At 29.5% G+C, this 13,622-nt stretch carries 13 protein-coding genes; all 13 read right to left on the reverse strand.

Translation table 11 applies throughout. The features are described from left to right. Positions 1-82: 82 nt before the first annotated feature. On the reverse strand, positions 83-1,180 hold the full coding sequence (locus WAF17_RS04055) for a DegT/DnrJ/EryC1/StrS family aminotransferase (RefSeq protein WP_338766560.1): 1,098 nt from the start codon (positions 1,178-1,180) through the stop codon (positions 83-85). 6 nt (positions 1,181-1,186) lie between these two features. After that, positions 1,187-2,245, reverse strand: coding sequence for a glycosyltransferase (locus WAF17_RS04060; RefSeq protein WP_338766563.1), 1,059 nt, complete (start codon positions 2,243-2,245; stop codon positions 1,187-1,189). Continuing rightward, the gene (locus WAF17_RS04065; protein WP_338766565.1) at positions 2,245-3,018 is read right to left on the reverse strand and encodes a methyltransferase domain-containing protein; all 774 of its coding nucleotides are present in this window, start codon (positions 3,016-3,018) and stop codon (positions 2,245-2,247) included. The genes WAF17_RS04060 and WAF17_RS04065 overlap by 1 nt, the downstream gene beginning before the upstream one ends. A gap of 64 nt (positions 3,019-3,082) precedes the next feature. After that, positions 3,083-3,952, reverse strand: a complete 870-nt coding sequence (locus WAF17_RS04070; RefSeq protein WP_338766567.1) for an NAD-dependent epimerase/dehydratase family protein — start codon at positions 3,950-3,952, stop codon at positions 3,083-3,085. Then, positions 3,949-5,088, reverse strand: coding sequence for a glycosyltransferase (locus tag WAF17_RS04075; protein WP_338766569.1), 1,140 nt, complete (start codon positions 5,086-5,088; stop codon positions 3,949-3,951). The genes WAF17_RS04070 and WAF17_RS04075 overlap by 4 nt, the downstream gene beginning before the upstream one ends. 48 nt (positions 5,089-5,136) lie before the next feature. Then, the gene (locus tag WAF17_RS04080) at positions 5,137-6,213 is read right to left on the reverse strand and encodes a glycosyltransferase family 2 protein (protein WP_338766572.1); all 1,077 of its coding nucleotides are present in this window, start codon (positions 6,211-6,213) and stop codon (positions 5,137-5,139) included. Positions 6,214-6,263: 50 nt separating this feature from the next. Continuing rightward, positions 6,264-7,802, reverse strand: coding sequence for a glycosyltransferase (locus WAF17_RS04085; RefSeq protein WP_338766576.1), 1,539 nt, complete (start codon positions 7,800-7,802; stop codon positions 6,264-6,266). Between the two features lie 17 nt (positions 7,803-7,819). Beyond that, entirely contained in the window at positions 7,820-9,460 is a 1,641-nt protein-coding gene (locus WAF17_RS04090) for a hypothetical protein (protein WP_338766579.1), read from the reverse strand. A 153-nt stretch (positions 9,461-9,613) separates the two neighbouring features. After that, on the reverse strand, positions 9,614-10,543 hold the full coding sequence (locus tag WAF17_RS04095) for a hypothetical protein (protein ID WP_338766581.1): 930 nt from the start codon (positions 10,541-10,543) through the stop codon (positions 9,614-9,616). Further along, positions 10,540-11,202, reverse strand: a complete 663-nt coding sequence (locus WAF17_RS04100) for an acetyltransferase (protein ID WP_338766584.1) — start codon at positions 11,200-11,202, stop codon at positions 10,540-10,542. The genes WAF17_RS04095 and WAF17_RS04100 overlap by 4 nt, the downstream gene beginning before the upstream one ends. Positions 11,203-11,222: 20 nt before the next feature. Beyond that, positions 11,223-11,852, reverse strand: coding sequence for a class I SAM-dependent methyltransferase (locus WAF17_RS04105; protein WP_338766586.1), 630 nt, complete (start codon positions 11,850-11,852; stop codon positions 11,223-11,225). Then, entirely contained in the window at positions 11,849-12,550 is a 702-nt protein-coding gene (locus WAF17_RS04110) for a WbqC family protein (RefSeq protein ID WP_338766589.1), read from the reverse strand. The genes WAF17_RS04105 and WAF17_RS04110 overlap by 4 nt, the downstream gene beginning before the upstream one ends. Continuing rightward, positions 12,547-13,617, reverse strand: coding sequence for a DegT/DnrJ/EryC1/StrS family aminotransferase (locus WAF17_RS04115; protein WP_338766592.1), 1,071 nt, complete (start codon positions 13,615-13,617; stop codon positions 12,547-12,549). The genes WAF17_RS04110 and WAF17_RS04115 overlap by 4 nt, the downstream gene beginning before the upstream one ends. Between the last annotated feature and the right edge of the window lie 5 nt (positions 13,618-13,622).

Genomic DNA, 13,622 nt, shown 5'->3' on the forward strand with positions numbered 1-13,622 from the left:
GCTTAGTTTTTTAAATACATTTTAACACTAAGATACTAAGAAACACAAGAAATAAAGTTTGAAGGAATTATTTTTTATTTGTTTAGAATTTATTCATCACCTCAACAACTCTCAAAACGTCTTTTTCTGTATGAAAATAGGAAATAGGAAGACTAAGGATAGTTTGATGAATTTTTTTGGCGATTGGAAAATGAGTTTTATCTAAAATTCCTTTTAGTGCTTTTTGTTCGGCAGGTGGAACTGGGTAATGAATTTCTGTTTGAATTTCATTTTTTAATAAAAATTCTTTCAATTCATTTCTTTTTTCATGACGGACAGCAAAGATATGATAAACATCGTAATAATTCTGTTCTACAACTGGAAGAATAAAATCAGATTTTAGATTTTCTAAATAAATTTTGGCTAGTTTTCGTTTATGATTATTTATCTCATCTAATTTGTCAAGTTTGATGCGTAAAAAAGCTGCTTGAAGTTCATCTAAACGAGAATTAAAGCCAATTTTTTCATTATAATACTTTTGCTTTGAGCCATAATTTCGAAGAGAACGAATACTTTTATCAAGATCTGAATCATTTGTAGCAATTCCACCACCATCTCCTAAAGCTCCCAAATTTTTGGTTGGATAAAAACTAAATCCATTTGCAATTCCAAAGCTTCCTGCCTTTTGATCGTTAAAAGTTGCACCGTGTGCTTGTGCTGCATCTTCTACAATCAATAAGTTATGTTTCTTGGCAATTTCCTCAATTTTATCCATCTGACAAACTTTTCCGTACAGATGCGTTACCATTATCACTTTGGTTTTCGGAGTTATTGCTTTTTCAATTTCTACTGGGTCAATATTATAGGTTTCGATAATTGGTTCTACCAAAATAGGTTTGAAGCCATTTTGAAGAATCGCTAAAATAGTGGCGATATAAGTGTTAGAAGGAACAATTATTTCTGTTTTTTCATGAAAAAAATACTTTTCTGAAAGTGCTTTTAAGATAATTGTAAGTGCATCTAATCCATTTCCTACTCCAATACAATAATTAGTTTGACAGTAAGTAGCAAACTCTTTTTCAAACTCGGCTACTTCATTACCTAAAATAAAATATCCTTTTTCTAAAAGTTGATTAAATTTCTTTTGATATTCTTTGAAAAAAGATTGGTTGGATTGGTTTAGGTTTTCGTAGGGAAGCATACCAAATTATGTTTGTGGATAATCTTTTGGATTATAGTCTATTTTACCAAGTAAAATAGGAAATCTCTGTTGTAATTCTTTAGGTAAAACTTTCTTAAAGGTAAATTTTCGCAAAATATCTCTCATCAAAGCAGTCATTTTACCAAAATGTACCCAATATTTCAATGTATAATAAAGTTGTATTCTTTTGTATGTAAAATCTGAAGTCAGATTATACTTTTTGATTATAGTGAGCGTTTTTTTGGCTTCTGAACGATTTTCTATGACATCCCAAAGATATTCTGCTTGTACGAAAAAACGTTTTAGAAAAATACTCTGATATTTTTCGTGTTGTTTAGTTTTAAGTAAAGTATTCCAAAAACCCTCTAATACTTTTGTATGAATGTTTAAGTGCTTCATACTTTTCAATTTTATACTAATTCGGTCTTTCTCTGTATGAGTAAAAATAATTATGTCTGGAGGCAAATGATAGAATACCTCAAAATTTGGGTTGTCTAATAAAATCCTAATATGTAATTCATAATCTTGCCAAGAAGGTAAACTCTCGTCGAAAGAATATTTTGTAATAAATTCTCTTTCATACATAGGGTTACATATACACCACAGAGCATCATGTTTTAAAAAACGAGTAAGTGTTTCTTCTTCTGTAACTACGTTCCACAGCTTCATAGAAGTAGTATCTGACTCATCTTTGAGTAAGTTTTGAAACACCCAAAAATCCATATTTGGACTCTTAATAGCTGCATCAACACGCTGTTTCAAACAATGAGGCAATAAACAATCATCTGAGTCTAAGAACATCAAATATTTTCCTTTAGCCTTCCCTACTCCTATATTTCTGCAAGTAGAAGCTCCTTTAGGCAATCTTTTTCTTTGATAAATTTTTATTCTTTCGTCATTTTGTTGATATTCTTTAACCACTTGCACAGAATTATCTGTTGAGCCATCATCAACAATAATCCATTCCCAGTTTTGATATTCTTGTTCTAAGACAGATTTAGCTGTTGCCTTGATAAGTTCTTGGCGATTAAATAACGGAGTTATAATAGATACTAGAGGATTCATTAGTTAGATTTTACACAAAAATATATTTTTTCATTTGCAAGTCTATATTTTTCTTGTATTTCTCCTGACACTTCTTTTTCTGTATCATAAATAGTAACTTCAAAACCTGCTTCTTCTAATTTTTTTGGATAGTCTCTTCCATACCAACGTACGTGGTCTTCTTGTCCAAAGTGCTTCTTTCTATCTTCCTCTGATGTAATACTCCAATCTTCATAGGTTGTTTCTCTAGTATAATCGATAGGAACTAACAGAATTGCCCATCCATTTGGTTTTAATACTCTCAAAAATTCTTTCATAGCTTTATTATCTTCTGGTACATGTTCTAATACATGACTACATATAACAGCATCAATAGAATTATCTTCAAAGTCTTTTAAATCAGTTATATCTAACGAAACAGTTCCTTCTGGATATGCTTTTTCATAGCCTTTCTCAAACTTATCTCCATAAATATAATTTAGGTTTTGCTGTTGCTTCAGTTTATTAAAAAATATTTCTTCTGGAGCTATATGTAATAATGTAATTTGTTTAGTAAAAATATTTGTTTTTTCGTTTAAAAAAAACCATAAAGCCCTATTTCTCTCTAATGAACCACACTTAGGGCATCTTACATTTTTTCGTGGTGGTCTTCCATAATCTCCAAATTGAATCTCCTTGCTTTCACACAATGGGCAATTATTCATTTGTTGAGTATTTAGCTTTGGATTTCTCCATTGATATATTTTACTTCTTAGAGTTTGTGGAACAAGTTTTATATAAAGGTTCTGTAACATTTGACTAAATTGTTTGACTATTAAATATAAATTAGTTTTTGACAAAAGAACTTTACTTATGTAATTAATATATATCAGTTCTTGGATTCCATGCTATATATTTTTTAAGTTTTGTATTATCTAAACGTATTTCAGAAATATCTTGGTTCTTTCCCTCTTTTTGTACTAAATTTATTTTTTGACTGTATTTTTCTTCTACAATGCTTATTATTTCTTTTGTACTGTAACTTTTGTTTGTACTTACATTAAAAGTAGTATTACTAGCTTTGAGATTAACTATTTTAGCTAAGATAGTAGAAAAACAGTCCACATGAATATAATCTTTTTTTGCATTTCCATCTCCCCATAGGTAAAAAGGCGTTTTTTCTTCTACTGATTTTACTAATGCACTAATAAGACCTTGTTTTTTACCTGTCTTCCAATTAAAATCGTAAATATTAGAAGGGCGAATAATATCATATTCTAAATTGTATTGCAGGGAATATAAATATAGAGCTTCTTCCATGTATTTTTTGCACAAGCCATAAAAAGAAATAGGTTGTAATATATGTTTTTCTGTAACAGGTAAGTGTTGAGGTTTCCCATAGACAGCTCCTCCAGACGAAATATAAATAACTCTACAATTTTCTTTGTCTTTAATAGTGTCAAGTAATAAAAGAAAAGGATTGAGGTTTTCTTCTACTTCTCTGTAAAGTGTGTCTTGGTCGTGTAATGGATAGCCTACATGAGCAGTATGAATGATGATAGTATTATCTAAATTAAAGTCTTTCAGAGCAGGAATGTCTTGTAATTTAGCTCTAAGAAAACCTTTTTCGGGCTTTTCTTCCACATGAGGCGACAAAACAGTAACATCAAATAAATCTTTATTTAATTTTATATATATATTTTGTCCTACAAATCCATAGCCTATAATGAGAACTTTTTTCTTACTCATGAGTTTTTCTGTTTGATGGCTTTCTCTAAAGCAGTCTGTAATATATCTATATGTTTCTCATTAGAGAAATTTTCTTTTATTCTAGTCTTGCCAGCTTCTCCCATTTGCTTTGCTTTGTCTTTGTCTTTCAAAATTTCTAGGAGGTGTTTTGTCATCTGTTTTACATTATGTTCTTCTGTCAGAAATCCTGTTTGTTCATGGATTACAATTTCAGGAATTCCAGAATGATAAGTAGAAACCACAGGTAAACCAGCTGATTGCGCTTCCATAATAGCCACAGGAGTTCCTTCACTATCACCTGACTTAGCTTGTATAGAATGTTGCACATACGCTATTGAATTTTCCATGAGTTTCATGTAGGTACTTCTTTCTACTGCACCATGAAAAATCACTTTGTCTTGTATCTCTAAGTAATTTACTAGATTTTCACACGTTTCTTTTAAAAACCCATCTCCTATAATATTCAGCTTAGTATTTGGCATTTTTTTTAAAGCCTCTGCAAAAGCTAAAATAACATAATAAGGAGCTTTTTTATCTACAAAACGAGTGATAGAAATAAAATTATTTTCTTCAAAAGCGGGTTTAAGTTTAAAAAAATCTTCGTGTGCAGAAGCTGGATTATAAATTATTTTGTTCTCATCTGCACCAAATTTTTTGAGTACAGGAATCATACTTTTAGAAACCACTAAAGATGTAGAAGCATATTGAAACATTTTTTTATAATTCTCTTCATGATATTCTTGTTCTTTATATCTAAAAACATCAAAACCAAAGAAAAATATTACTAAAGGAATATCAAGCTGCCTACAAATAGGATATATTTCTGCAGCTGTTGTTCCAAATTCAGCCAATACTACTTCTATTTTTTTTTCTTTTAGAGCATTAGCAAAAAAACCTTTTGGATTATATTTCCTTTTTGGAATTCTGTCATATAAAAATGCAGGTAATAGTCTTTTTATTCTATCAGTAAATGATGGTTTTGTCTCAAAGTTAGTTAAAGCATATTCATCATCTACAAAATTAGGAATTGCTCCTCCATAAAAATAAGAAATATTTCCTTTTAAGTTTTCTTTATGATTTTGAATAAATGTTTCACTAATAGCTTTTTTGTTTGGAGATAAGATAGCAATATTCATTATAAACTATTTTTTTATATTATTTTTAACTACTAAAAAATTATGTTACTACTTCAAACTTGCTATATATTCTTTCTCTAAAACAGTTCCTATGGTTGCTGTATTATCTCTAAGTCTATGATAATTCAAATCCACTTTTTGCCAGTTTAAAAACTTACGAACAAACCGTAGAGGTAAAGGCAAAGGAGTATAATGCAAAGCATTGTCAATTACAGGCAATATCGCAATTTTTTTGAAAGCCTCTCTTGTAGTATAAAATTCTTCACGCCATAAACTATAGACTAAACGATAAAAAATATCTGTATTATTTGATTGTAGCATATTTATCATAAAGTTATCAGCAAATATAGAAAAGTCTTGTTTAACTTCTTTACTATCTTTATTATTTTCTTTTATATACTTCCAAATATCTTGTAACAAGTCTCTTTTAGCATATAACACTTTCAAACTAAAATTACTTTGGCTAGATATTCGATCTTCCAAAACATCATCTCTTAACAAAACATCAGGTTTGGTATATACAAAACGATAATTATGTCTTAGACTTAATATATGAATATGTAAATCAATATCTTGGTAAATAGGAAGCTTTTCGTTCCATTTTGGAATAATTTCTCTTAAAAATAAGGATGATGAAGTTTGCCAAGGGTAATCTTTTTGCAAAAATCTATTTATATCGTTTTCTTGTCTTGGTAAGTTAAATATATATCTTTCTTGTGCTGTTTTAGATTTTTTATTAAAAGTAGATATCGGAAATACTAAAAAACTATATTTATCGTGTTCTGTTTGCATGTATTCTACTCTTTGCTCTAAACAAAAATCAACTAATAAATCATCTGAGTCTAAAAACATAACATACTTTCCTTTTGCTGTTTCTAATCCAATATTTCTACAAGTAGTTGCTCCTTTTGGCATTCTATTTCTTTCTATTATTTTTATCCTATTATCTTTTTGAGCAAAGCTTTTTATTACTTTCCATGAATTATCTTTGGAACCATCATCAACAATAATCCACTCCCAATTTTTATATGTTTGAGAAATTACTGATTGATGTGTTTCTTTAATCAATTCTTGACGATTAAAAAGAGGAGTTATGATACTAACTTTAGGTTGTAGTTTGTGCATTTATAAAATGATAGTTAATAGAAAAACAGTTTACAATACAGAACAACATGTTATTTCACAGCTATTCCATACAACCCTGTCATCATTGTTCCTTCACCAAAATTTTCAGGTCTTATATCTCTTTTTATGAGTTGTTTGATAAGTGGCTTTAAGAGTTTAGAAAATATTTTTTTCTTTTTTTGACTTAAGTGACTTCTTCTGACCCAAAGACCTAACATTTGTGCCAAACTAGCATGCCAACCTCCTAATGCTTTTATTTCTACATGACTAAAACCTGAATTTTTGAGGTGTCTTTCCAAAGCCCAAGGTGTATAACGATATTCATCATGAGGTGCTTCATGGAGTGTCCATAAAAAAGGCACAGTAAAAAAGAAAATACCATGAGGTTTTAATACTCTGTACACTTCTTTTAACACAACTTCTGGTTCTGGGCAATGCTCTAATACTTCTGTTGCCATAGACGACTCAAAACTAGCATCTTCAAAAGGCATAGTAATTCCGTTCCAAGTAAAATCTGCTTTTATATCAGCATCATATTGAAGGGCACTTTCTATGTCCAAACCAATATAGTCGTTTATAGATGAATTATTGATAATATGTTGTTTGTAAGGCATTTTTCCACATCCTACATCTAAAAACCTAGCACTAAATTCAGTTGCTGATGTAGTCAGTGCTTCTAATATGGATTTTCTGACATAATACCTATCTAAATTTTCTTCTGTAAAAGGAGGATTGAGAAATGGATCAGATTTTTGGTTTGGAGAATTCATAACGATATTAAGTGGTTTTAGATATGGGGTAGTTGCTTTTTTTCTTATTTCTTGTTTTATTTTTTTTACTTTATAATCATATTTATAACCATAAAGTTTATTTATTTGGTTTAATAAATCTAAACGATATCTCCAGCGATTATCTACATAATTTGTGCTATTAGTAATGCTATTTTGATGTACTCTATATACACTCATTGTTTCTGGTATTTTCACTAAATCTCCATACTTAGCTACACAAGAAAAAAGTGGTAAATCTCCTACACTACACTTAGATAACCAATCCAAATGCTGACCTATATTAGCATTACGAAAAACAAATGAAGAGGTATGAAACATAGATTGAGCTGCAATAGTATCTTCTGCATTTAATATATTAGGACAATCAATCCCATATAGCTTACCCTCAGAACTATCCTCTTGGCTAATAGCTTGCGTATAATGAAAACTTCCTGAATATTGGGGATTTGCCTCCAAAATATTTACTTGTTTTTGAAGTTTATAAGGATCTGTCCAATAGTCGTCGCCTTCACACATAGCAATATATTTAGCCGAACTTTCAAAACAAATCTTATATATATCTAAAGCATTAGCAATATTACCAATATTTTTATCTCTAGTTATTAACTCTACTTTATCAGGATATTCTTTTTGATACCTTAAACATATTTCTTTGGTTTTGTCTGATGAAAAATCTTCCCCTATAAAAACCTTATAGAGGAAGTCTGCTTTTTGGTTAATGATTCCTTGTAAGGCTTCATCAATAAATGCTTCATGATTATAAGTAACCATCCAAATAGCTACCATTAATTCGTTCATATTTTTTTATTTTATTTCTATTTAGAATAGTTCCACTCTCGCCCTTCACAAGGTAATAATTCTTTTTCTAAAAAAGCATCAACTTCTAATTTACTAAAATCGTATTTACCTAAATTTTCTATATGATATGTACGCTTTTTACTTTGATAATCTACTTCAAAAAAAGGCTTCCATTCTTCATTTTCCCATGGTTTATAGTTGCCTTGATAGTTGTAAGGCTGATGGATCGGTTTTATTTGTATTATGACTTTTGTAATATCAATATCTTGTTCTATTTCATTCTTACAGTATTTAATAAGAGGTAAAAAATTTTTCAAAAAACCTTCTTCAAAGTAAGAACTCAAACCACAATTCTGTTTAATCCACATTATTCTGAATGCACTGAGAATATACTTTTCATTTGCCATCAATGGATAACCACTAGATACAGCACCATTATCATCAAAAAATGTAACAGGTTCATATTTTTTATTGTTTTTATCAAAATACTCTATTTTAAAAATCACTCTACCAAATAGATGATTGTAATCAAATAGTTCTAGTAACCAAATAAACTCTGCATAAATATTTGGTCGTGTATATTTTAACGCTTTTTCTATTATTTGTAACCTCCAATATATTGGCATTGGTATTACCTCTGACAAGTGCTTACTTTTAGTATTAACAAATGTTCTATAAGCAGGAGGGGTAGTTGTAAACTTTGGTAAATTTTTTAATGTATAAAAAGCCATTCCTGATACTGACCACCAAAACAAAAATAGATAAACATATTCTTTATTCAGAAAACTAAAAGCATGTGATTTAGGGGAATCTAAAAAAGTATTTAATTTATCTAAAAATCGTTTTCCTTTATTCAAATAAGGATGTAAAACTGGACAAATAGCAAGAAATATTGGACAAATAGCAATAAGTATAGGTCCTCCTACTACACCAATCCCAGCCATGGGATAAGTTAGGAACAATGCTAAGAAAACTATCATAAGCACACCTAAAAATCTTGTTTTTCTAAATAAAAATAACGGCAATGCAAGCGTTTCTACAACTATAGTTAAATAATTTAGAAATCTCATAAGCCATTCATAATCCAAAACAAACCATAGATGTTCTTTTGGAAAAAATGGGATATTCATAGTATAATATAATCCTAAGCCTTCTTGCCAAACTGGGTCTAACAATTTATATACACCAGCACCTGTAACTAAAAAAGCAAATGAGAGTCCCATTAATACTACAGCAGCACTTCCTTGTTTTTGATTCTCATCGTATTTGCCTTTCCATAAAGAAACAGGTATGAATATAGCGTAAAAATTAATAATATTTTTAATAAAAATTTCTAATGAGAAAGGAATAACAAAAACCCCAGTAATAAATATTACTATCCACGCTAGTTGAATATACCTACCTATAAGAAGCATTATTAGTGCTAAAATATAGATTCCACTTGTCAGATAAGCTAAAATACTAGGTGTTTCTAAACCTAAACCTAAGCGAGGAAAATTGACAGGCTCTAAACCTGACGAAATTAGAGTAAAGTGTTGTATTGCTGTAAATAGACATAAAATAGCATAAAGTACACGAGCCAAAGGAAATACTTCTGCATATACAGAAACATTTAAAGCATTAACAATAGATTTTCTACTAGCAACTATGAAGTGCATAGAAAAAACAATTAGAAAACCTATAAACAACCCTATTTGTATTGTTTCATTCCCTAAAAATAAAATAACAAGAATTATATAGGAAATGCAAATCAGTATAGATTGAATATATTTATTATTTTTTAGTAAAGAAAGCATTGTATTCGTTTTTTTTTATTGGGTTGCATATCCAAATCCACTTTGTCCAAATCCGTTGCCATTATAAAACATATATTTTTTCTCTTGATTTTGGATTACATTTGGATAAGAAATCATTTGAGAATCCCAGCCCTGCTCTGAAAGTTCTATTCCTGCTTTGTCATCCATTCGTTTCCAATTTTTACCGTCTTGAGATTCTGCATATCCAATACGATAGGTATTTTCAGTAGTAGTTCGATAATCTTTGCTGTTCCTATACCCGTACCACATCTTATAAATACCATTTTCCTTCAAAACAGAAGCACTTACTATTCCTCCTTCAGTTTGGTCTTTGAAATTTATGGCTACCACCCCCTCTCTTTTCCAATGAATCCCATCTAAAGATTCGGCATATTTGATATGATAAAAAGGTTCGGGTTTATTATTGATAATTTCCCATTTAGTACATGACAGATACCACATTTTCCATATATCATCTTCAATAATAACATGAGAAGTTCCTGTAAAATAAGGTTCTGTATGTATAGGTGGTAATATAGAGCCTTCATATAAACGTTCAAAACTTTTACCGTTATCTTTACTTATAGCTACTCCCACAGAATTGTGATAAGGTACTGTTTTTTTTAATGTCCAACCAATATAATATAAATAAACAGTATCTTTCTGCTTTACTATAGAGGAAGGCATTAAGCCACTATCATCAAATGTACCTAGCTTACCAAAATCAAAAAGATAAGCATTATGTTGATAAATAATATTTTTAGGGTTATTAACTTCTACTTCTATGTAACTAATTTGACTCTGTCCCTTTTTGTTTCGTGTAGCATAATAAATGCGCCATATTTTTTCATTTACAGCATATACAACAGGGCATTGTGCATGGCTTTGATTCCAGTCATGAAGCTGATTAGGTAGATAAATTAATCCTTGTTTTGTCCATTTCATATATTCAAATCTAAACTATTTTTATTCTCTAGTTTTTTCGCAGGATTTCCTACATATATGCTCCATTCCTCTGTATTTTTTGTAACAGAAGCTGCCATGGCAATCAAACTTCCTTTGGCTAAAGTCAGCCCGTCTCTTATAGTTGCATTTACCCCAAAAAAACAATTCTTTTCTACAACACAATGTCCTGAAAGAACTACATGAGAAGTAAACATCACATTATCTTCAATTTTCCCATGATGACCAATATGATTACCACTCCACATAATAACATTATTACCAATATCTGTGAAAGGCTGAATGGTATTATTTTCTAAAATAAAACAATTTTCTCCAATTTTTGAATTAAAAATTGTCGCTTTAGAACTTATGTAACTTATGAAAGAATAACCTTTTTCTTTTCCCTCTAAATACACTTTTTCTCGGATAGTATTCATCTTTTTGGGAGCCATAGGTGCAAATAAGCTAAACTGACTTGGAGAATAATGTTCCTCTAAATTTTCGAAGGAGACAATAGGCAATCCTTTAAAACTCTTTTCATTAGGCATATACTCTTCATTTACACAAAAAGCGACGACTTCGTAGTCACTATCATTTGTTAGATAATAGTGTGCTAACTCTGCAAAGTCCTGTATGCCAAAGATAATAACTTTTTTCATAAACTAATTTTCTTAAAGTATTACTTGTACAAATATACTGTGTATTCATACAAACCATAGTCATTTCGAATAATAAAATTTCTTGACAACTTCTTAGTCATAAAATCAACTAATAAATCTATAGGTAAATGGAACAAATCCCATCTTTCCCAATCTACAGCTTTAGACATTACATTGAATGCTATTCCTTTTTCAACTTTTTCAAGCAAAGCTATGAGCATATTTTGGCAATACTCCCACATGTCTTCAAATGATAATTCTCTTTTTTCTGTAAAAACACCATTACAAACAATATAATCAAAATTAGGTATTTTTTCCCCTTCCTTTAAAATATCTGAATTATAAAATAAGTTTTTAGGATATTTTTCAGAAGCAACTTCAACAAACTTTGATGAAATATCAAGTCCACTATAAACAATGTTTTTCATATCATTGTCAAGTATATATTGATATAAATGTCCTGTTCCACACCCAAAGTCAAGTAGTGTATTTTGGGCATTTTTATCCCTAATGACTTCCAACATTATTTTATATCTGAGTATGGCATCTTCTAAATTAGGCCAATCCATCCCCTTACTAGTATCTCCATGTTGTTGATAACAGTTTTCATAATGGTTTATAATTTTTAGATAACTCTCTTTTTCACTCATAAAAGTTGATATTTAGATAAAAAATATTGAATTGTTTCTTTTGAATTAAACATCATTATATCAATTATAGATAGAAAAGGAACAAAATTTTCTTTATACTGAGAATAAATAACAGGTTCAGATTTTATAAAAAACAAGTCAATGTTTTGCTTTTCAAACAAGGGCTTATCATATATTTCTTTTCCTCCAATTGGATTAATATATACAGTCGCTTTTTCTTTTTTACAAATATCTAAAATTCGATATTGAGCTTTTAGTTCTTCATTTTCATAAATACTAGAAGAATCTATAATTGGCGTAGTAATATTTAGATAATTACAAATTTGTTTGATAGAATATGTATTTAGCTCAGAAATATTTTTGTACATTTTGTGTAGTAATATATCTTCTATAAACGTACTTACTTTTGAATAATTAGGAGCTTTTGAATACGAGTTTTGTATTGTTTTGATAAACTTATTTATTCCTTTTTGTGTATAATTTATCTCTATTTCTCTAATCTTTTTATTTTGGCTTGCCTTCTGCAAAGGTATTGTAAATAGAGTTTCATTATTATTTACCAATATTTTATTTCTATTTATCCATCCTTTATTTATATAATTTACATCATCATAAATTACAAATTTATCTACTGCATTTATAAGTTGAAAATATCCTATATATGGAAATATATAGGGTTGCATAATAGCTAGTTTCATAAGATAATTAGTTTTCCAATTTTTTCTACATCAGATAATTGCAAATCATAATACAAAGGCAGACACAAGACACGAGTTGAAATACCTTCTGAAACAGGGCAAGAAAAAGAATTGGTATAGTTTAATGTATTCAAAGAAGGATAGAAATACCTTCTAGGAAATATATCATTATCATTAAGTCTTTTTTGTACTTCTTCTAATTTCTTTTCAGACTCAAATAGAATAGCATAATAAGGATAATTATATTCTGTTTCACTTGGAATCTGAGGTCGTTTTAAAGAAAAATTTTTCAACAAAATATCATCATAAAGAAGAGATATTTCTTTTCGTTTTGCTATAATTTCTTCCATATTTGGCAACACACACAAACCTAATGCTGCATGTATTTCCGAACTCTTGCCATTAATACCTACTCCAAAAAAATCTTCTGGTCCGTTATGACCAAAATTATGCATATAAAAAACTTTATGAAATAGTTCTTGATTGTTTACTACTATTCCTCCTCCCTCACCTGTATGAAAAAGTTTGGTAGCATGAAAACTAAGAGTTGAAATATCTCCATAATTTAATAATGACTGTCCTTTATAATTTACACCAAAACAGTGTGCTGCATCATAAATTACTTTTAAATTGTGCTTTTTGGCTATTTTTTCTATTTTCTCTACATCACAAGGAATACCATAAACATGAGTAGCCAAAATACCAGTTGTTTTTTCTGTAATTGCGCTTTCAATTAAATCAGCATCTATACAAAGCGTATTTGTATCTATATCTACAAAAACAGGCTCACACCCTTCCCAAACAATACTAGAAGTAGTAGCCACATAGCTAAAAGGTGTAGTTATAATTTCGCCTTTTAAGTCTAGAGCTTTTATAGCAATTTGTAAGGCAATTGTTCCATTATTTACAAACAAAAGATTAGGCACTTCTAAGTAAGTACATAACTTTTCTTCCAATTCTTTCACAAATTCACCACGATTAGTCAGCCAAGCATTTTTCCATATTTTTTCTAAATAGGTTTGATACTCTTCTAAAGAAGGTAAAAAGGTCTTGGTTACGTTTATCATTTTAG

Origin of the sequence: Bernardetia sp. ABR2-2B, from assembly GCF_037126435.1 — a bacterium.
GTDB lineage: Bacteria > Bacteroidota > Bacteroidia > Cytophagales > Bernardetiaceae > Bernardetia.